The organism is Marinobacter sp. SS21, from assembly GCF_028369065.1.
GTDB lineage: Bacteria > Pseudomonadota > Gammaproteobacteria > Pseudomonadales > Oleiphilaceae > Marinobacter.
This window is the reverse complement of sequence record NZ_JAQNDA010000005.1, coordinates 18,600-38,275: the sequence shown is the minus strand read 5'-3', so window position 1 is coordinate 38,275 and position 19,676 is coordinate 18,600. Positions and strand designations below refer to the sequence as shown.

Sequence of the window (19,676 nt, the reverse complement as noted above, 5' to 3'; positions counted from 1 at the left end):
CGGTCTCAGCGGGTGAATTGGCCCAGGGTTAAGCGGTCCTGACCACCATAATCCTTGCGGGACGCCACCGCCACAAAGCCCGCCTGACGAAACAGTGCCTGGACCGCATCGGCCTGGTCGTAGCCATGCTCCACCACCAGCCAGCCCTGGTCGTCCAGCCAGTCGGGCGCCTGGGCCACGATCTGGCGCAGGTCGTTCAGACCGTCGGCCCCGGAGACCAGCGCGGTGGCCGGCTCGAAGCGCACATCGCCCTGGGACAGGTGATGGTCATCGGCGGCGATGTAGGGGGGATTGGACACGATCAGGTCAAACCGTTGGGGCAGCAGATCGTCGAACCAGTGGCTCGATACCACCCGCAGCGGCAGGCTCAGTTGCTCGGCATTGCGACGGGCCAGTGCCACCGCGTCGGCAACGGCATCACAGGCACTCACCTGCCATGGCGGTCGCTCACTGGCCAACGCCAGGGCGATGGCGCCGGTGCCGGTACCCAGATCCAGCACCCGGGCGTTCGGCGGCAGCGGCAATGCCAATGCCACCTCCACCAGGCATTCGGTATCGGGACGGGGAATCAGGGTGTCGGGGGTCACGGCCAGGGTCAGGGACCAGAAATCCTGCGTCCCCAACAGATGGGCGATGGGCTCGCCGTCGATACGACGGGCCAGCAGGGTATGGAACTGGGCCAACTGCGCGGCGGTGAGTTCACGCTCCGGCCAGGCCCGCAGGCTGGTGCGGGACCAGCCGGTGACGTGACTCAGCAACAGCTCGGCATCGAGTCGCGGCGTCTCGCTATCAATGCGGGCCACCGCCTCTAAAATCAGCGCCTCACTGGTCAGTGACGACTCACTCATCCGACATGCTGGCCAACAATTCGGCCTGGTGTTCCTGCTGCAACGGGCCAATCACCGGCGATAGGTCGCCGGCGATGACTTCGTCCAACTTGTACAGCGTCAGGTTGATGCGGTGGTCGGTAACCCGGCCTTGGGGGAAGTTGTAGGTGCGAATCCGTTCGGATCGGTCGCCACTGCCCACCAGGCTCTTGCGGGTCTCCGCCTGGGACTGCTGCTGCCGTTCCCGCTCGGCGTTCTGCAGGCGGGTCGCCAGCAGGCTCATGGCCTTGGCCCGGTTCTTGTGTTGCGAACGCTCGTCCTGACACTCCACCACGATGCCGGTGGGCAGATGGGTCAGGCGAATGGCGGAATCGGTCTTGTTGACGTGCTGACCACCGGCGCCCGAGGCGCGGAAGGTGTCCACCCGCAGGTCCGCCTTGTTGATCTCGATGGCCTGGGCCTCATCGGCTTCCGGCATCACCGCCACCGTGCAGGCCGAGGTATGGATGCGGCCCTGGGACTCGGTCTCCGGCACTCGCTGCACCCGGTGCGCGCCGGACTCGAACTTCAGCGCACCGTACACGCCATCGCCCACCACCCGGCTGATCACCTCTTTATAGCCGCCATGCTCGCCGGCACTCTCGCTGACCAACTCCACCTGCCAGCGCCGCCCTTCGGCGTACCGGGAATACATGCGGAACAGGTCGCCGGCAAAGATCGCCGCCTCGTCGCCACCGGTTCCGGCACGGATTTCCAGAAACACGCTCTTGGTGTCGTTCGGATCCTTCGGCAACATCAGGCGCTGCAGTTCTTCGTCGAGCTCTTCACTCTTTTGCCGGGCCAGGGCCTGCTCCTCTTCGGCCATGGCACGCATGTCGGCATCGCCATCCCGGGCCAGCTCGGCCGCAGTCTCGATGTCGTCGAGGGCCTGCTGATAGGCCCGGAAGCACTGCACCACCGGTTCAATCTCGGCGAATTCCCGGGACAGGGTGCGAAACTTGTCCTGATCGCTGATAACGCTCTGGTCACTGAGCAACGCACTGACTTCCTCGTAGCGGTCGACCAACCGCTCGAGTCGGGACTGAATCGATGGTTTCATAGTTTTTCCGATGTGACGGAAACCTCGTTATCTTGGGTTTCCAGCTGATGCAGTTCTCGGAGCCAATGGGTGACTTCCACCCGCCCCTCGGCGCTGGCTTTGCGGACCTGGATCGAAGGTTCGTGCAGCAGTTTGTTGGTCAGGCCCCGGCCGAGGCTGCGGATGACCGTCTCCGGGTCGCCGCCATTGCGCAGCGCCCGCAGGGCTTTTTCGGTTTCCTGGTCGCGCTGGCGTTCGGCCTGTTGACGGAACTGTTTGAGGGTGGCCACCGCATCCAGCGCCCGCAACTGGCTGAGAAACTCCTGGGCGCCGGCCAGAATCAGGTTTTCGGCTTCTCGCGCCGCACCTTCCCGCGACCGCACATTCTCTTCGATCACCTGGCGCAGGTCGTCTACGGTATAAAGGTAGACGTCGTCCAACGACGCCACTTCCGGCTCGATGTCCCGCGGTACGGCAATGTCGACCATGAAATAGGGCCGGTGCTTGCGCCGTTTCAGCGCCCGCTCCACCGCGCCTTTGCCGAGAATTGGCAGCGGACTGGCGGTGGAGGCAATCACGATGTCCACCTCCGGCAGATAGTCGGGAATATCCGACAGCACGATGCCCCGGCCGCCATGATCCTCGGCCAGGTTCTGGGCCCGATCCAGGGTCCGGTTGGCCACCAGAAAATCCGTCACCCCGGCTTCCGACAGATGCCGGGCCACCAGCTCGATGGTTTTGCCCGCCCCAATCAGCAGCGCCCTGTTCCGCGACATATCGGAAAAAATGTGGCTGGCCATACTGACCGCCGCATAGGCCACCGACACCGGGTTCTCACCGATGGCAGTCTGGGTGCGCACCCGCTTGGCCACCGAGAAGGTCTGCTCGAACAGGCGGGACAGGAAGGTACCGCTGGCATCGTGCTCCCGCGCCAGTGCGTAAGCGTCTTTCAGCTGACCAAGAATCTGAGGCTCGCCCAGCACCATCGAATCCAGCCCGGAGGCCACCCGCATCATGTGGCGCACCGCCTCGCTGTCCCGATGCACGTAGATGGCGTCTTCCAACTCGCCGGGCGCCAGACCATGAAAACCGGCCAGCCACCGCAACACCAGGGCCGCGCAGTCGTCGTCACCCGCCAGGTAGAGTTCCGTCCGGTTGCAGGTGGACAGGATCGCCGCCTCGCTGGCACCGGAAGCCGCGCGCAGCTCGGCAAACGCCTCAGCCATCCGCTCCGGGGTAAACGCAATGCGCTCCCGAAGCTCCAGCGGCGCGGTGCGGTGGTTGATGCCCAGCGTAAGTAATGCCATGTGGAAGTGAGACTGCCTCTGCGCCAGAATTTACGCCCGCAAGCTCCCGTGCGCCCTGTTTCAGGAGGGCCGTGAGTGCAGCAGACGGACGAATAATGGCCTCATTTTACAGACGGACTTTGCCCCCCGCCACCCAAAACGCCGTTCCACCACCGCCAATCCGGGGAAATGCGGACAGGTTGGGCAAGATCAAATGCTTATGCCATCATAGGGTTTCGATATCGACGCCCGTTGCCGGGCCGGGCTCCCGCCGCCCCGACGCGTCGAACCAACCAGTACGGGATACCGCATGCAAAAACCTGTCTTGTTGTTTCTTGCCAGCCTGATCGGCGCGACACTTGCCGGCTGCGCAAACCTGATGGACACCACGGAGCCTGCCCAACCTGTCAAACCGCTCTCCCCGGCAAACACCGCCAAGGTCGAGGAAATTCGCTACGCCGACTTCGACCCGGAAGTGCTCTACCTGCTGACCAGCGCCGAGATTGCCGGCCAGCGGGGCCGCTACGATGTGACCCTGCTGAACTACCTCAAAGCCGCCCAGCGCTCCAGGGACAAGGGCGTCATTCGCCGGGCCCTGCGCATTGCTCAGTCGCTCAACGGCGACAACGCTCAGCTCCAGATGGCCACACTGTGGCTGGAAGTGGAGCCGGACAGCCTGGAGGCGCACCGGGTCCTGGCCATCCAGGCGGTCAAACGCAGTCAGTTGGACACCGCCTTGCAACACATGGAGCAAATTCTGGAGCTGGGGGGCGATGCCGATTTCGACAGCCTCGCCGGCATGGCGTCCCAATTGTCCCCGGACAAGCAGCAGGAACTGCTCGAGCTCTACCGCCAGCTGGCGGAGCGGCATCAGGACAACATCGAGATTGAGTACAGCATTGCGCTGCTGATGAAGATCAACAACCAACCGGCCACCGCCCTGGAGCGCCTGGAGCCGCTGCTTGCGGCGCATCCCAATTTCCAGCCCGCGATCATCCTCAAGGGCGACCTGCTGTATCAGACCGGCCTGCCGAGCGCCGCCCTGGATCATTTGCTGCAGAACACCCGCAAGTTCCCGGACAACCGCCAGATGGGCACCCTCTATGGCCGCATGCTGGTGGGCGAAGGTGAAATGCAGGCCGCCCAGGACGAGTTCGCCCGGCTGATGACTCAATTCCCCACCGTGCCCGGCCTGCGCCTGTCCCACGCCCTGGTGGCGGTGGAAAACGGCGAACTGGACACCGCGCGCCAGGACTTGATCAGCCTGATTGAACAGGGCCACCACTCCCATGAGGCCCACTTCTATCTGGGCAAAATCGCCGATATGGAGAACGACCCGCAACAGGCGATCGGTTACTACGAACAGGTGGAGAAGGGCCCCCAGTACTTTCCCGCCCTGTCTCGAGCCAGCGTGTTGCGGGCCGAGGCCGGGGATATTGACGGTGCGCTGAGCAACCTTCGCCAGATGCGCGAAGCCAACCCTCAGCAAGCGGAAAATTTCTGGCTGCTGGAAATCAATCTGCTATTGGAACAGGTACTGCCCGACGAAGCCTTTGACTCCGCCAACCAGGCGCTGGCCGAGCTTCCCGACAGCGTGCGCATCCGCTACGCCCGCGCCATGCTGCTGGACGGCATGGAACGCACCGAGGAGGCCGAGGCCGATCTGCGCCAGGTGCTGGACGCAGACCCCGACAACTCAGTGGCCCTCAACGCTCTGGGCTACATCCTGGCCACCCGCACCGACCGGCTCGGCGAAGCGGAGGAATTGATCGGCCGTGCGCTGTCCTTAGACCCTAACAACCCGGCGATTCTGGACAGCATGGGCTGGGTGCTGTTCCGCCAGGATCAGTTTGAATCGGCGCTGACCTACCTCAAGCAGGCCTACGAAACGCTCCCAGACCCTGAGGTGGCCGCGCACTTTGGCGAGCTGCTCTGGCGCATCGGTGAACAGGAACAGGCCCGTATCGTCTGGCGGGACGCCCTGGATGACAACCCCGACCACCCCATTCTGCTGGAAACGGTTCAGCGACTGACCGGAGATCAGGACCTATGACAGCCTGCGGCCGCTTCTGGCCAACCCTCCTGCTCTGCCTGTCCCTGTCCGCCTGCACCACAGTCCCGCTGGAGCCGCTGCCGGACGGCCTGACCAACCAGCCACCGGCGGGCTGGCACCTGCGCCAGCAGGAAGTCCAGGCCCTTCAGCATTGGCAACTGCAAGGCAAGCTGGCGGTACGGCAACCCTCGGACAGCGGCAGCGCGGTGATCAATCATTGGAATCAGCACAACGACGCCTACGAGATTTCGCTGTCGTCCGCGTTCCTTGGCCTGGGCCGTACCGAAATCAAGGGAGTGCCCGGCTACATTGAGCTGAGCTTGCCCGATGGCGCCATCTACCGATCCACCGAGCCGGAGGAACTGGTAGCGGCAGCCACCGGATGGCAGTTACCGATCGACAACCTGAGCTGGTGGATTCGCGGCCTGCCCAGCCCCGGCAGCGACTACCGTCTGTATTTCGACTTCGGTGCCAAGCTCGCATTACTGAAGCAAAGCGGCTGGGAAATTCGCTACGACCGCTGGCAGCGATTTATGGACGACAAACCCGAACTGCCGGCCCGCATCACCGCCATCAAAGGTGAAAAACGTGTCCGCCTGGCGGTTACCCAATGGCAACTCACCGCACCGGAAACGGCCCCTTGACCCTGAGACTCCCCGCCCCCGCCAAGCTCAACCTGTTTCTGCACATCAATGGCCGTCGCTCCGACGGCTACCATGAACTGCAGACCCTGTTCCAGTTCCTCGATTATGGCGATGAGCTGGATTTCCAACTCAGACCGGACGGAGGCATCAGCCTGTCGCCCGCCATCGCCGGCGTGCCAGACGAGGACAATCTGATTGTTCGCGCCGCCCGGTTGCTGGCCGAACGAAGCCCAACTCCGGTGCCAGGCGTTCGCATCAACCTGCACAAGGTTCTGCCCATGGGCGGCGGCTTGGGCGGCGGCAGTTCTGACGCCGCCACTACCCTCCTGGCGCTGAACCATTTATGGCAGCTTCGTCTGCCGCTGGAGGAGCTCGCTCAACTGGGCCTGTCCTTGGGTGCCGATGTGCCGGTATTCGTTCGCGGCTTTGCCGCCTTCGCCGAGGGCGTCGGCGAGATTCTGACCCCGGCCACACCGCCGGAAGACTGGTTCGTGGTGCTGAAGCCGGCGTGCAACATCAACACCGGAAAGATTTTTTCCGCGCAAGGGTTGACAAGAGACACCCCGAGAATCAAAATAGCGCCCGCTTTTGAGGGAGACGCCTCGAGGTACCGAAACGACTGTGAGGATGTAGTTTGCGGACTATATCCCGAGGTTAAAAAGAGCCTGGACTGGCTCTCACAATTCGGACCTGCAAGATTAACCGGAACCGGGGCTTGCATTTTTGGACGTTTCCCGACAGAATCCGCAGCCCGGAATATCTGGGAAAGCAAACCCTCCGGCATCACGGGGTTCGTAGCTAAAGGGGTGAATCAATCACCGCTTCACTCAAAGCTAGCAGAGCTGAAATGATGCCAAAGAAGTTCGATAATGGGGTGTCGCCAAGTGGTAAGGCAACGGGTTTTGATCCCGTCATTCGCAGGTTCGAGTCCTGCCACCCCAGCCATCTTTCTCCCTCAACGCCTGACTCTGAATCCAACGCTGAAACTCTGAAGGATACCGTCGTGTCCAAACTGATGATTTTTGCTGGCAACGCTCATCCGGAACTCGCCCAGAGCATCGCCAAGAAACTGGCTATTCCCATGGGACAGGCCACCGTGGGCAAATTCAGCGACGGTGAGACCACCGTTGAGATCAACGAGAATGTTCGCGGGCACGATGTCTTCATCATTCAGCCCACCTGCAACCCCACCAACGACAACCTGATGGAATTGATCGTGATGGCGGATGCACTGCGCAGGGCTTCAGCCACCCGCATCACCGCGGTGATTCCCTACTACGGCTACGCCCGCCAGGATCGCCGGGTGCGCTCCACCCGAGTGGCGATCAGCGCGAAAGTCGTGGCGGACATGATCTCCAGCATCGGCGTTGACCGGGTTCTTACGGTCGACCTGCACGCCGACCAGATTCAGGGCTTCTTCGACATCCCGGTGGACAACATCTACGCCACCCCGGTGCTGATGGAAGACATTGAGAAGCAGAAATTCGAAAACTTTGTGGTGGTATCCCCGGACGTGGGCGGCGTGGTTCGCGCCCGCGCCGTGGCCAAGCGCCTCGACGACGCCGACCTGGCAATCATCGACAAACGCCGCCCCAAGGCCAACGTCTCCCAGGTAATGCACATCATCGGTGACGTCAAGGACAAGACCTGCATCCTGGTGGATGACATCGTCGATACCGCCGGCACCCTGTGCAAGGCCGCCGATGCCCTGAAAGAACAAGGCGCCGCCAAGGTAGTGGCCTATATCACCCACCCGGTGCTGTCCGGCCCGGCCATCGAGAACATCCGCAACTCCACGCTGGACGAACTGGTGGTGTGCGACACCATCCCGCTGGATGACAACGCGCTCAGTTGTGGTAGAATTCGCCCCCTCAGCATGGCTGGACTGCTGGCAGAATCGATTCGACGCGTCAGTAACGAAGAATCCATCAGCCAGATGTTTGAGTAAGCGGCCCAGCCAGGCCAACGAATCCGAGCCGGGAGTCCTTATGGACTCCCGGCTTGTTTAACTGGCCGGAAAATTGTTGATTCCGGCTTCTTAACAGACCCACCCGACATCCGGCCTGGTCGCGGGCCCCTCGGGTGTAGATCGAGGTAATAGTCATGTCTCAGGAATTTGTGATCGAAGCAAACCTTCGTGACGACCAGGGGAAGGGTGCGAGCCGCCGCCTGCGTCGCGAAGAAGGTAAGATTCCCGCGGTTATTTACGGCGGCAACAAGGATGCAATTGCCATTTCCGTTTCCCACAACGAAATGACAAAGGCGATCGAGAACGAAGCGTTCTTCTCTCACATCCTTACCATCAACGTGGACGGCAAGGCCGAGAGCGCGATCCTCAAGGATCTGCAGCGTCACCCGTACAAGCCGACTCTGTTCCACGCCGACTTTCTCCGCGTCGACAAGGACCACGAGATCCACGTTAACGTACCACTGCACTTCATCAACGAAGAAAGCGCACCGGCCGTTAAGCTCGAAGGCGGCAAGGTTTCTCACCAGTTGAACGAAGTGGAAGTGATCTGCCTGCCGCAGAACCTGCCCGAGTTCATCGAAGTGGACATCACTGACGTTGCCATGGACCAGGTGGTTCACCTGAGCGACCTGAAACTGCCGGAAGGCGTTCGCGTTGCCGCCCTGCTGCAGGGTGAAGACCACGACCTGCCGGTTCTGGCCATCCACAAGCCGAAAGGCGCCAAGGCTGACGAAGCTGAGGCCGAAGGCGAAGGCGGCGAGGAGTAATTCCTCTCCGGGGTAACGGCTCATGGCGCAACAGATTGTCATGGTGGTGGGACTGGGCAACCCCGGTTCAGACTATGAGAACACTCGCCACAACGCCGGCGCCCTCTTCGTAGAAGCGCTGGCCCGCCATGCGGGCCAGACGCTCCGTCCGGAAAAGAAGTTTCATGGCTTTTACAGCCGCATTCACTGGCAGGGTCTCGACCTGCACCTCCTGAATCCGACCACCTTCATGAATCGAAGCGGACTGGCCATCAAGGCCCTGGCGGATTTCTACAAGCTCAAGCCCGAACAGATCCTGGTGGCTCACGACGAGCTTGACCTACCTCCCGGCACCGCCAAACTCAAACAAGGCGGCGGTCACGGCGGCCATAACGGCCTGCGCGACACCATCAACCAGTTGAGCAGCAAGGAATTCCACCGCCTTCGCCTGGGCATCGGCCACCCCGGTGACGCCAAGAAAGTGACCGGCTATGTCCTCGGCCGCTTCGGCAAGCAGGAAAGCGAGCAGCTGGACGCGGTAATCGACGAAATCACCCGAGTACTCCCCGACGCCGCCACCGGCAAACTGGCCGCCGCCATGAACCGGCTGCACAGCTACAAGCCCAACGCCTAAGCAAGTCGCCCCGGGCACAAAGCCCCTCTCGCACCCTGCCCGCTTCACCGGTATAATCCGGCCACAATTTTCAGCATCAGCAGAGGCAATCCATGGGCTTTAACTGCGGCATCGTCGGCCTGCCCAACGTCGGCAAATCCACCCTGTTCAATGCACTGACCAAAGCCGGCATTGGCGCGGAAAACTTCCCGTTCTGCACCATCGAGCCCAACGCCGGCGTCGTGCCGATGCCAGACCCGCGCCTCACCAAACTGGCGGAGATCGTCAAGCCGGGGCGGGTCATCCCCACCTCCATGGAATTCGTCGACATCGCCGGCCTGGTCGCCGGCGCCTCCAAGGGTGAAGGCCTGGGCAACCAGTTCCTCGCCAACATCCGTCAGACCGACGCCATTGCCCACGTGGTGCGCTGCTTCGAAGACGACAACGTCATCCACGTCGCCAACCAGGTGCACCCTGCGGCAGACATCGAGGTGATCAACACCGAACTGGCGCTGGCCGACATGGACACCGTGGAAAAAGCCATCAAGCGGGTTCAACGCGTCGCCAAGAGTGGCGACAAGACCGCCAAAGCCCAGCTGGAAATATTCGAGAAGCTGCTACCCGTGCTCAACGAAGGCAAGCCCGTGCGAGGCATGGAGCTCAGCGACGAGGAACAGGTATTGATTCGTGAGCTGTGCCTGCTCACCGTCAAGCCCACCATGTACATCGCCAACGTCAGCGAAGACGGCTTCGACAACAACCCCTATCTGGACCAGGTACGGGCCATTGCCGAGTCGGAAAATGCCGTGGTCGTTCCGATCTGCAACAAGATCGAGGCCGAAATTTCCGAGCTGGAAGACGACGAAAAGCTCATGTTCCTGGAAGAAATGGGCATGGAAGAACCCGGCCTCGACCGCGTCATCCGCGCCGGCTACAACCTGCTGGGCCTGCAGACCTACTTCACCGCCGGCGTGAAGGAAGTCCGTGCCTGGACCGTACGTATCGGCGCCTCCGCACCCCAGGCTGCGGGCGTGATCCACACCGACTTCGAGCGTGGCTTCATCCGTGCCGAAGTGGTGAACTACGACGACTTCGTCGCCTGCAATGGTGAAAGCGGCGCCAAAGAAGCCGGCAAATGGCGCCTGGAAGGCAAGGACTACGTCGTCCAGGACGGTGACGTTATCCACTTCCGCTTCAACGTGTAATTTTTCGGAATAATTCGGGCATTCCCCCTTGACAGTAAGCGCCCAAATACTGAAAATACGCGCCTCGTTTGGGGCGTAACCCCATCGAATTGGCAAGGTAGCTCAGTTGGTTAGAGCACAGCACTCATAATGCTGGGGTCGGCGGTTCGACTCCGCCCCTTGCTACCAGTATTCAAAAAGGGCCCTCGTGCAAGCGTGGGCCCTTTTTTAGTGCTTGATAAAAGGTGAGCTGAACTGAGCCGCCCTCCTCACCATTCCGCACTCAGCTCATTGGCCTCGTCCGTACCGGACAACACCGATGACCAAGAGCAACAGAAAAGCCAGCAACAGCGGCAACAACACGTAGTCCAGGTAACCCAGAATGGCCGAAAGGCCGAGCCATCCAAACAGCCAGACCAGAACCGGCGTGAAGCAGCATAGCGCGGTGACCAGGCTGCCAACCGCCCCTACCCTGATCAATCGACGACCCGACGTCATAGGCTTAGTCCCCCTGAGCCAGCTGTCGCGGCGGGCAAGGGGTGTCGCCATACGAGCAGAACACACAACAGTCGCCCGGCTTGGGTTTGAGTAGGACTCCGCACCCCCTACACGGATAAAAGTACAGGCAGGCATGCTTCGGCATGGTCTCGGAGGCTTGATGCCCACAGACTGGACAGGTAATGATTGCAACCCGCTTCGGCTTCATCACGGCGAGCGCTTGAATTGTTGTCGCTGCTGGATCATGCAGCCGCCAGACAGACTCGGTCGCTGTCCCGACCGCACCGCCGTTTGCTCTCGCTGACAGGAACGCTGTTGCAGCCACCGCCGCTCCAGCTGCTGGCGCTGCTGGGCGCGTTTCTCGATGGGATCAGGGGAAGGTTGTGCAACCTCCGTGTCGCTTGGTCGCGGTTGCACAGGCACAGGCTCGGCACCGATGAGTGTCATCAGCAACACCGCGCCGGAAATGGCGACGGTAAGTTTCTTTAGCTTTGATGCCATGACAGCATGCTCGGCGGCCTTTATGACCGTAGGACCAGCAATGCCACATTCGGTTCAGTGGCGGAACGAAAGCGCACTCAGCTGGGTACGATCATGGCCGATTGAGCATCCTACCAATCGCCATGGATACGGCGGCGAGCGTCGCAAGACCGGTGACAGCCCGATGGACCACCAGGATCTCGCCCACCGCCAGCGAGTGGCTTCAGGGATTAATCCCAGAAGTTCCACCACGCCTTGGAGTGCTCACGTTTGGCCGCCTGGCCCTGCTCGCTGCCCCGCTCGCCAGGGTTAACCTGAGGGCCGCCGGCGTTCTCGGCGCGGCCACGGGCCTCATCCATGCCCGCTTCGGCCTGTTCACGACCACGCTCCGCTTCGTGCTCGGCACGCTCGCGCATGTCTTCAGCCTCGTCTCTACGGCGTTCTGCTTCATCGGCCATACGCTCACGTTGCGATTCGGCGTGTTCTTCCATCTGGTAGCGCTGCTGCGCCGCAGCATCACGATGCCCCTGGCCCGGGTGGTCCTCGGCGTTCTTGCCCCCAGGCGCTGCCGCAACCTGGCCAGCCAGCATGACGGCAGCGGCCAACATCAATCCATATCCCATGCTTTTTTTAATCGTCATTGCTCGTCCTCATCATCAGTGCTTAGGGTGATGGCTCCACCATAGACAATAACGGGCTTTTCACTGCCCTTTTTTTGATGACATTTTGGTAGGATTCGGCAAATTGGCGCAATCGGACTTACCGCCCGCGGGCGGCGCCATTTTCCGACGTCGCCTCTGACGACACACAGGCTGGTGACAGCCCCTCCCTCCGACCGGCCCGGAGCTCGGAGCGCTCTTGTTGACACTGCCGCTCCAGCCTTCGACGCTGCTCCTTGCGCTGCCAGTATTGCTCATGAATCTGGTCGCGAATGCGCTGCATGGGGTCCTCGTCATTGCGAGCGCCCCGCGGGTCCGCCGATACCGCCACGGCGGTTAACCACAAGCCCAGCAACAGCCCACACAGCGTGACTGCAGCACTCTTCTTTACCATCATTTGCCGGTCCCCCAAGTTGGGCCGTCGGGTCAGGGATTAAGGGGCGGATGCCTCCAACATACCATCGCGACGCGCGTTTCGCCGCCCCTCCCAGCCCCCCATGAGACAAAAGTTGCATCGGCAACAGGCGGTGATTGTCCTTACAGCGCTTGTATCCTCACCGCCCCCGCATTACCCTTTAGGGCTACCCCCAAGCAATGTCAAAAGAGTCCGGTTGTCATGAGCGACAGCGCGAAACCCCGCGTTACCAGTGGTACCAAGTTCCAGAGCGAACATGGAATCTCCGCCATCAAGGACGGCATCAAGAAATCGAATCACGCAACCACGCCCATTTCCCGCAAACCCAAATGGTTGCGCGCCAAGATGCCCGGCGGCGAACGGTACGACGCGGTTCGCCGCAATGTCTCGGAACACCGGCTCAGCACCGTGTGCCAGGAATCCCACTGCCCCAACATCGGGGAGTGCTGGAGCAACGGCACCGCCACCATCATGGTGATGGGCTCGGTCTGCACCCGCGCCTGCAAGTTCTGCGCGGTGGACACCGGCAACCCCAAGGGCTGGCTCGATACCGAGGAGCCGGAGAACACCGCCAAGTCGGTGGAACTGATGGGGCTGCGTTACATCGTACTGACCTCGGTGGACCGGGACGACCTGGAGGACGGCGGCGCCGCCCACTATGCCGCCTGCGTCTCCGCCATCAAGAGCCGCACGCCGGAGGTGGCGGTGGAAGCCCTGACCCCGGATTTTGATGCCGTCATGCCCCACGTGGAGCTGGTGGTGGATTCAGGCCTGGATGTGTTTGCCCAGAACGTGGAAACGGTGGAACGGCTGACCCACCGGGTGCGGGACCCCCGCGCCGGCTACCAGAAGACCCTGAGCGTACTGGCCCATGCCAAGCAATACCGCCCGGACGTACTCACCAAGACCAGCCTGATGCTGGGACTGGGCGAAACCGACGAAGAGATTCTCGCCACCATGGATGACCTGCGGGCCGTCGGCGTCGACATCCTGACCCTGGGCCAGTATCTGCGCCCCACCCCTAACCACTTGCCGGTGGAACGCTACGTAACGCCGGAAGAATTCAACCGCTACCGCGAGATTGGGCTGGAGAAAGGCTTTATGGAAGTCCCCTCCGGTCCCATGGTCCGGTCCAGCTACCGCGCCGATCGGGTGTTCGAAAAAAACAATTTGGGTTTGATCACGCCGCAGGTTCCGGACAGCCAGGCCCATCAAATCCCAGTCAAGCTGGTGGAATAACCGCCACCGGCTGACCTGCCCTTAGCGCCACCCCTGGGCTGCGCCTTCAGGAACCGGATTCCCTGGAGACCGCAGCCATTCGGATCACCAAGGCTCGCGGCGAGATCCGTTCATTTCGGCCAAATTTGGCTCATCCGCTGGCTTCCCTCGCAGAATATGGCACACTTCGCGCTCCTCCTGATTCCGTGGACCCCTGTGCCCAATGACCAAACTGCGCACCCTTTATGACCGTCTGATCCTTGCTCACCCACTCATCGTACTGGCCGTGTTCGCCTTGATACTGCTCGCCGCCAGCTTGCGCCTGGACCAGTTCCGGCTAGACGCGTCGGCCGAGTCGCTGGTGTTGGAGAACGACCGGTCGCTGGAACAGTACCGCGCCATTAACCAGCGTTTCACCACCTCCGACGACTTTCTCATCGTCACCTACACGCCCCATCAGGCGCTGTTCAGCGAACAGGGACTGGCGGATCTGGCGGCCTTGAGGGACGAACTGGAAGCGCTGGAGGCGGTGGGCTCCACCAACAGCATCCTGAACGTCCCGCTGTTACACAGCCCGGAACTCAACCTGGACACAGTGGATGAGGAGATCAAAACCCTCGACAACGACCCGGTGGCTCCCCAGGTCGCCCGTCAGGCATTGCTGGACAGCCCGCTCTACCCCAACCTGCTGATCAGCGAGGACGGCCGCACCACCGCGATCCAGGTGAATCTCCCCACACCGGTACAGTTTTATGACTTGCTCCAGGAACGGCAGCGGCTGCGAGAAGCGACCGCCGAGGGTGCCGGCACCGACCGGGACCGGCAACGACTCGACGAGGTCGAGCAGGCTTACCTGAGCCTGACCGATCAGCTAAGTCATCGCCGGGACGCCACCATCGAGGCGGTTCGCGAAATTCTGGCAAGCTATGCCGACACCGCCGAGATCCACCTGGGCGGCGTGCCGATGATCGTCTACGACATGATCCACTTCATCAAGAGTGACCTGTCCACCTTCGGCATCGGCGTGCTGCTGTTTCTTCTCGGCACCCTGGCGGTGATCTTCCGCCAGTGGCGTTGGGTGGCCGCTCCGCTTTTGTGCTGCGGCTTTACGGTGTGGCTGATGGTCGGCTACCTCGGCTGGGCCGACTGGCCTGTGACCGTAATCTCGTCCAATTTCATCGCCCTGCTGCTGATTATGACGCTGTCCTTGACCATCCATCTGATTGTTCGCTACCGGGAGTTCCAGCACGACGGGCCGGACACCCCGCCGCGGCAAATTCTCGGCAACACCTTGCGGGCGATGTTCAAGCCGTGCCTCTACATGGCGCTCACCACCATGGTCGCCTTCGGCTCCCTGACCTTCAGCGGCATTCGGCCAGTGATCGACTTCGGCTGGATGATGAGCATCGGCATTACCGTGGCGTTTCTGGTGGCGTTCGGCGTGTTTCCGGCGCTGCTGTCGATGCTGCCGCCTCCCGTTGACCAACGGGTCCGCTCCAACCGGGTTCCGTTCACCGACCACTTTGCCCGCTTGACCGAGCACCGTGGTGGTTGGGTGGTTGGCGTCGCCCTGCTGCTGGCGCTGCTGTGTGTGATTGGGGTATCCCGGCTGACGGTGGAAAACAGTTTTATCGACTACTTCAAGTCCAGCACCGAAATCCACCAGGGCATGATCACCATTGACGACCGCCTGGGGGGCACCACCCCGCTGGACGTTATCATCACCGACGAACCGGCCCCGGAAGGCAGTGCCTTCTTGGATCCCTTCGCCAGCGACTGTGATCCGTTTGTTGACGACTGCGGCACCGAAGAGGAATACCGGGATACCTGGTACACCTACCAGAAAATGGACCGCCTGGCCCAGGTACACCGTTATCTGGACAGCCTGCCGGAGACCGGTAAGGTGCTGTCCATCACCACCACCCTGGGTGTGCTGGCGCAGATCAACCAGGGCGAACCGCTGAATGCGCTGGAACTGGCCTTTGTACCCGCAGCGGTGCCGGACGAGCTCACCGATGTACTGTTGACGCCCTACATTTCGGAAGAGTACGACCAGGCCCGGTTCAGTATCCGGCTGCTGGAAACCTCACCGGAACTGCGCCGCCAGCAGTTGCTCGAGCAGATTCGCGAACACCTCACCGGCGAGCTTGAAATCGACGACGAGCGGGTGATGTTCACCGGCATGACGGTGATGTACAACAACATGCTGCAAAGTCTGTTCGATTCCCAGATCAAAACCCTTGGGGTGGTCTTCCTGGCCATCGCCGCCATGTTCCTGGTGCTGTTCCGCTCCCTGTGGCTGGCGCTGATCGGACTGGCCCCCAATCTACTGGCCTCCACCTCGGTACTGGGCCTGATGGGCTGGCTCGGCATCCCGTTGGATATGATGACCATTACCGTGGCCGCCATCACCATGGGTATCGCCGTGGATAACACCATTCACTACATTCACCGGTTCCGGGTGGAGTTCCAGAAGGACGGCGATTACCTGGCCACCATGCACCGCTGTCATAGCAGTATCGGTCGGGCCATGTTCTATACCTCGCTGACCATCATCGTTGGCTTCTCAATTCTGGTGCTATCAAACTTCATCCCCACCATCTACTTCGGCCTGTTCACCGGCTTCGCCATGCTGATGGCACTGCTCGGCGCTCTCACCCTGCTGCCGAAACTGATCCTGCTGTTCAAACCCTTCGGCAAACCCGCCTGAGCCGAATCACTCCCTGGATACCAACAACCCCGGCCCGCACTGCGGCACCGGGGTTGTTGGGTTAACGGCTTTTACCGCTTTGGTTTTCGATGGCCCAGCGGTTATTGCTGGTTCTGCGGCAGGCCGCCTTGCTGCATACGCTGCTGCATTTCCCGCATCTTGCGATCCAGCTCGTCCCGTTGTTCCTGGGTGAACACCGCATCAACCTTGGCCTGCAACAGTGTGGACAGCGCCGAAATCTCACCGGTCAGTTCGCCCAGTTTGCCGGCGTCGGCACGGATGGCGGCTTCGTCGTAATCCGGCTTCACCTGGGTCTGCAGTTGCTGCTGCAGCTGCTGCGCCTCAACCCGCAGGGCTTGAATCTCGCTCTGGAGATCCTCGATGATGGTACGAATTTCGGTCTGCTGCTCATCGCTCAGACCCACCATCTCCGCCAGGCGGTCCACCTGGTCCGGCTGCTGGGCCCAGACCGGATTGACCAGGGTCATTACGAACAACAGGGTGGCCAGCGGTTTTAACAACTTCATAGCGATCTCCATGGCTTGCGTGCATCAAGTATTTCATCGTCTCGGCTACACCCTAAAGCATACGGCGGGGGGCCTGCACCCCTGCCCCCATAATTTTTCTACACACTTCACAGTCGTGGCCCGATAATCCCGCGCCATCGGCGCCAGGCGGGAAATGTGAAAAATTCGTCATTCCCGTCCATAATGGCGCGATTCCGTCGACCACTGCCGACCACTGGCGACTACTGCCAACCACTGGAGAAGCAACATGGCCATTAACTGGTTTCCCGGGCACATGCATAAGGCCCGCAAGGAGATCAAGAAGATCATGCCGCAGATGGACCTGATCATTGAGGTCCTGGACGCGCGCCTGCCCTTCAGCAGCGAGAACCCGCTGGTACCCAATCTGAGGGGCGACACTCCGGTGATCAAGGTGCTCAACAAGCGGGATCTGGCCGACCCGGCAATCACCGCCCAGTGGCAGCAATATCTGGAGCAGGAACGGGGCGTGCGGGCGATCACCCTGACCCACAATCAGCGCCAGGAAGCATTGGATATTCTGCGGCTGGCCGGTGAGATGACGGCTGGACACGACCGCCAGAAGAGCGCGCTGCGAGTGATGATCCTGGGTATCCCCAATGTCGGCAAATCCACCCTGATCAACACTCTGGCAGGGCGGCCGGTGGCCAAGACCGGAAACGAGCCGGCGGTGACCAAGGCCCAACAGGTGATCAAGCTGCCGGACAACGTGCTGCTGTACGATACGCCAGGCTTCCTCTGGCCCAAGCTGTCACCAGAAGCCTGTGGCTATCGGCTGGCGGTTTCCGGCGCCATCCGCAGTGCGGTGATCGATTTCGAGGATGTGGCGCTGTTCGCCGCCGATTACCTGCTGCAGACCTACCCCCAGGTTGTCACGGAGCGCTACGGGATCGAGCGTATGCCTGCGGATGGGGTGGCGCTGATGGACGCCATCGCCGAGCGGCGCCGCTTCTTCGCCCGTGGCGGCATTCCCGATCTGCATAAGGTGGCGGAGGTGTTGCTGAACGAATTCCGCACCGGCAAGCTCGGCGCCATCAGCCTGGAAACCCCCGCCATGGTGGAAGCGGAAGCCCGCGAACTGAGTGCCCAGCAAGACAGCCGCGAGGCCGCCAAACGCAACCGCCGTCAGGATACCGGGTCGCAGCGGCAGACCTGAAACCAGCCGTTGCCGGCATAGAGCGACGGTAGCGCGTCGAACAAATCCCGTGCGGTCCGCACCAGGTGCGGCTGATCGTAGAAGCCGCCTTCGGCGGCGATCTCCGAGACCGTCTTGCCCGGGCTCCAGCTGGCCATGGCCCGGTGCATCTTGAGCTGCAGCAGAAATCGCCGCGGCGACACGCCCGTTTCATTACGAAACAAGTGGGTAAGCCGGGACGGCGAGAGCCCGACCCGGGTGGCAAGGTCTGTCAGATTCAGCCGTTCCGGCATCTCCCGCCGGAGGAGCTGGCAGCAAACGGCAACGCGCTGATCCAGCGCCGCCGGCTGACCGCCACACTCCGCCAGCAATGCCGCCAGCGTCTGCTGCATGGCTCCACAGTCTGGCGGCTGGCTCTGGGCCAGCCGCGCGACCGCCGGGTCGAGATCCACGGAAGGCTGACCGAGCAGCAGCCCTTTCAGCTGCATCCAGGGCTGGCTGTCCGGGTCCAGCTGCGCCACCCACATGTCGGTCTCACCCGGGTTCAATGCCTGGGGTACGTCCGGGGCCACCAGGGCTGCGCGGGTGGTACGCCAGTGGCCGCCACATTCCAGCTCAAACGGCCCCCGGATACCCACCAGCAAGGACGCAGTGCTGTGGCGATGGGTACGATTGGGCATGACGCGACCCCATACCTGCCAGTGATCCGGCCAGATATAGAGTCGGCTGTGTGCCGATGGGAGCGCCCCGGCTGTGGGCTGCTGCATGCCTGTTCCATCCCGAACAACGTGGTGACAAAGCGACAGCATACCCCATTTTTTGGTGTCTCAGTGGCCCTGATGGGAGTGGGGCTGGGATTGAGAGCCAGACGCGCCCTGAGCGTGGGGAACCGGCAGCCCCAGCTTGGCCGCGAACTCGATGCTGACAAAAATCGGGCCGATCAGCAGAAACACCAGGTCTTCGACGAACGACGGCTTCTTGCCCTCCACCTTGTGGCCATACACCTGCACGATCCAGGCTGCGATCCACACCGCCAGGCTGATCCAGAATAGCGACCATCCCGCCTGTTGAATCGCCACGATGGCCCAGGCCGACAGGGCAAACCAGCCCGTCATCAGCACGAAGACCCACAGCGCGAGGCGCAGGTACACCAAACCCGACAGTACCGCCAGTATGGTGGCGCCATTCACCCAATAGGCGATGCCGTCCGACAGCGACAGCCAGGCACCGATGGGAATCAGCCACAGCAAACCCAGGGTCGACATCAGGATGGCCGGGACACAGACAATATGTACCCACTGGTTCAACGGGTTTTGATGGCTCTCGCCGTAATCCGACAGGAATTGGGACAGGGAACGCACGGGGATCTCCTATTGTTTGTTGTTTCGCACAGGCGTTGTCTTGCACAAATGTTCATTTGCGCAAGCCGAGAGGAGCCGCGACTGGGCTCGGTTCAGGCTTTCAGAATACCTACTTGCGATCTTGGCGCCTTGTACGAAACAGCTACGGAGCCGCAAAAGGCGCCACCGTACCAAGGTCACATACCCTCTCAGGCGCAAAATGCTTAAACTGGCCCCTATCCAAGCATCATTACCAAGGCGGTTGCTGCAATACAC

At 61.6% G+C, this 19,676-nt stretch carries 21 protein-coding genes and 2 tRNA genes; 12 read left to right on the top strand and 11 right to left on the bottom strand.

The window, feature by feature from the left end:
- Positions 1 to 5: 5 nt before the first annotated feature.
- From prmC to hemA, 3 genes are read right to left on the bottom strand one after another with little or no spacing between them, the layout of a single operon-like run.
- Positions 6 to 848, bottom strand: coding sequence for a peptide chain release factor N(5)-glutamine methyltransferase (gene prmC / locus N6L25_RS08260; protein ID WP_271979346.1), 843 nt, complete (start codon positions 846 to 848; stop codon positions 6 to 8).
- Complete coding sequence (gene prfA / locus N6L25_RS08255) at positions 841 to 1,926, bottom strand: peptide chain release factor 1 (protein ID WP_271979345.1); 1,086 nt, start codon at positions 1,924 to 1,926, stop codon at positions 841 to 843. Before prfA ends, prmC begins: the two co-directional genes overlap by 8 nt.
- Positions 1,923 to 3,212 carry a glutamyl-tRNA reductase gene (gene hemA / locus N6L25_RS08250; RefSeq protein WP_271979344.1) on the bottom strand — a complete coding sequence of 430 codons (1,290 nt, stop codon included), beginning with the start codon at positions 3,210 to 3,212 and terminating at the stop codon, positions 1,923 to 1,925. Before hemA ends, prfA begins: the two co-directional genes overlap by 4 nt.
- Positions 3,213 to 3,501: 289 nt before the next feature.
- Between hemA and N6L25_RS08245 the strand changes: the two genes are divergently transcribed.
- From N6L25_RS08245 to N6L25_RS08205, 9 genes are all read left to right on the top strand, one after another.
- A complete protein-coding gene (locus N6L25_RS08245) occupies positions 3,502 to 5,244 on the top strand; it encodes a tetratricopeptide repeat protein (protein WP_271979343.1) in 1,743 nt (580 codons plus the stop codon).
- The gene (lolB, locus tag N6L25_RS08240) at positions 5,241 to 5,888 is read left to right on the top strand and encodes a lipoprotein insertase outer membrane protein LolB (RefSeq protein WP_271979342.1); all 648 of its coding nucleotides are present in this window, start codon (positions 5,241 to 5,243) and stop codon (positions 5,886 to 5,888) included. The genes N6L25_RS08245 and lolB overlap by 4 nt, the downstream gene beginning before the upstream one ends.
- Entirely contained in the window at positions 5,885 to 6,739 is an 855-nt protein-coding gene (gene ispE, locus N6L25_RS08235; RefSeq protein WP_271979341.1) for a 4-(cytidine 5'-diphospho)-2-C-methyl-D-erythritol kinase, read from the top strand. Before lolB ends, ispE begins: the two co-directional genes overlap by 4 nt.
- A 19-nt stretch (positions 6,740 to 6,758) precedes the next feature.
- Positions 6,759 to 6,833 (top strand) — tRNA-Gln (locus tag N6L25_RS08230).
- A 58-nt stretch (positions 6,834 to 6,891) separates the two neighbouring features.
- A complete protein-coding gene (locus N6L25_RS08225; RefSeq protein WP_271979340.1) occupies positions 6,892 to 7,836 on the top strand; it encodes a ribose-phosphate diphosphokinase in 945 nt (314 codons plus the stop codon).
- 155 nt (positions 7,837 to 7,991) lie between these two features.
- A complete protein-coding gene (locus N6L25_RS08220; RefSeq protein ID WP_271979339.1) occupies positions 7,992 to 8,624 on the top strand; it encodes a 50S ribosomal protein L25/general stress protein Ctc in 633 nt (210 codons plus the stop codon).
- Positions 8,625 to 8,646: 22 nt separating this feature from the next.
- Positions 8,647 to 9,237 carry an aminoacyl-tRNA hydrolase gene (gene pth, locus N6L25_RS08215; protein ID WP_271979338.1) on the top strand — a complete coding sequence of 197 codons (591 nt, stop codon included), beginning with the start codon at positions 8,647 to 8,649 and terminating at the stop codon, positions 9,235 to 9,237.
- 92 nt (positions 9,238 to 9,329) lie between these two features.
- Entirely contained in the window at positions 9,330 to 10,421 is a 1,092-nt protein-coding gene (ychF, locus tag N6L25_RS08210; RefSeq protein WP_271979337.1) for a redox-regulated ATPase YchF, read from the top strand.
- A 91-nt stretch (positions 10,422 to 10,512) separates the two neighbouring features.
- Positions 10,513 to 10,589: transfer RNA gene (locus N6L25_RS08205), tRNA-Met, on the top strand.
- 99 nt (positions 10,590 to 10,688) lie between these two features.
- Here the strand turns inward: N6L25_RS08205 and merF are convergent.
- The 5 genes from merF to N6L25_RS08180 all read right to left on the bottom strand — a co-directional run bounded on the left by merF (position 10,689) and on the right by N6L25_RS08180 (position 12,434).
- The gene (merF, locus tag N6L25_RS08200; RefSeq protein WP_271979336.1) at positions 10,689 to 10,898 is read right to left on the bottom strand and encodes a mercury resistance system transport protein MerF; all 210 of its coding nucleotides are present in this window, start codon (positions 10,896 to 10,898) and stop codon (positions 10,689 to 10,691) included.
- Between the two features lie 4 nt (positions 10,899 to 10,902).
- Positions 10,903 to 11,106, bottom strand: coding sequence for a GDCCVxC domain-containing (seleno)protein (locus N6L25_RS08195; protein WP_271979567.1), 204 nt, complete (start codon positions 11,104 to 11,106; stop codon positions 10,903 to 10,905).
- Positions 11,106 to 11,399 (bottom strand): hypothetical protein, encoded by a 294-nt coding sequence (locus tag N6L25_RS08190; protein WP_271979335.1) that lies wholly within the window; start codon positions 11,397 to 11,399, stop codon positions 11,106 to 11,108. The genes N6L25_RS08195 and N6L25_RS08190 overlap by 1 nt, the downstream gene beginning before the upstream one ends.
- Before the next feature lie 209 nt (positions 11,400 to 11,608).
- A complete protein-coding gene (locus N6L25_RS08185; protein WP_271979333.1) occupies positions 11,609 to 12,019 on the bottom strand; it encodes a hypothetical protein in 411 nt (136 codons plus the stop codon).
- Between the two features lie 118 nt (positions 12,020 to 12,137).
- Positions 12,138 to 12,434 (bottom strand): hypothetical protein, encoded by a 297-nt coding sequence (locus tag N6L25_RS08180; protein WP_271979332.1) that lies wholly within the window; start codon positions 12,432 to 12,434, stop codon positions 12,138 to 12,140.
- A gap of 219 nt (positions 12,435 to 12,653) precedes the next feature.
- Here N6L25_RS08180 and lipA point away from each other — a divergent pair, with 219 nt between their 5' ends.
- Both lipA and N6L25_RS08170 read left to right on the top strand, forming a co-directional pair.
- Positions 12,654 to 13,691 carry a lipoyl synthase gene (gene lipA, locus N6L25_RS08175; RefSeq protein WP_271979331.1) on the top strand — a complete coding sequence of 346 codons (1,038 nt, stop codon included), beginning with the start codon at positions 12,654 to 12,656 and terminating at the stop codon, positions 13,689 to 13,691.
- Positions 13,692 to 13,893: 202 nt separating this feature from the next.
- Positions 13,894 to 16,380, top strand: a complete 2,487-nt coding sequence (locus tag N6L25_RS08170; protein ID WP_271979330.1) for an efflux RND transporter permease subunit — start codon at positions 13,894 to 13,896, stop codon at positions 16,378 to 16,380.
- Positions 16,381 to 16,481: 101 nt separating this feature from the next.
- Here the strand turns inward: N6L25_RS08170 and N6L25_RS08165 are convergent, their stop codons facing one another.
- A complete protein-coding gene (locus tag N6L25_RS08165; RefSeq protein ID WP_271979329.1) occupies positions 16,482 to 16,907 on the bottom strand; it encodes a Spy/CpxP family protein refolding chaperone in 426 nt (141 codons plus the stop codon).
- A gap of 247 nt (positions 16,908 to 17,154) precedes the next feature.
- Between N6L25_RS08165 and ylqF the strand changes: the two genes are divergently transcribed.
- Positions 17,155 to 18,081 (top strand): ribosome biogenesis GTPase YlqF, encoded by a 927-nt coding sequence (gene ylqF, locus N6L25_RS08160; protein ID WP_271979328.1) that lies wholly within the window; start codon positions 17,155 to 17,157, stop codon positions 18,079 to 18,081.
- Here ylqF and N6L25_RS08155 read toward each other — a convergent pair.
- Positions 18,051 to 18,827 carry a helix-turn-helix domain-containing protein gene (locus N6L25_RS08155; protein WP_271979327.1) on the bottom strand — a complete coding sequence of 259 codons (777 nt, stop codon included), beginning with the start codon at positions 18,825 to 18,827 and terminating at the stop codon, positions 18,051 to 18,053. The two genes, ylqF and N6L25_RS08155, sit on opposite strands and share 31 nt — an antisense overlap.
- 60 nt (positions 18,828 to 18,887) lie before the next feature.
- The gene (locus N6L25_RS08150; RefSeq protein ID WP_271979326.1) at positions 18,888 to 19,421 is read right to left on the bottom strand and encodes an Mpo1 family 2-hydroxy fatty acid dioxygenase; all 534 of its coding nucleotides are present in this window, start codon (positions 19,419 to 19,421) and stop codon (positions 18,888 to 18,890) included.
- Between the last annotated feature and the right edge of the window lie 255 nt (positions 19,422 to 19,676).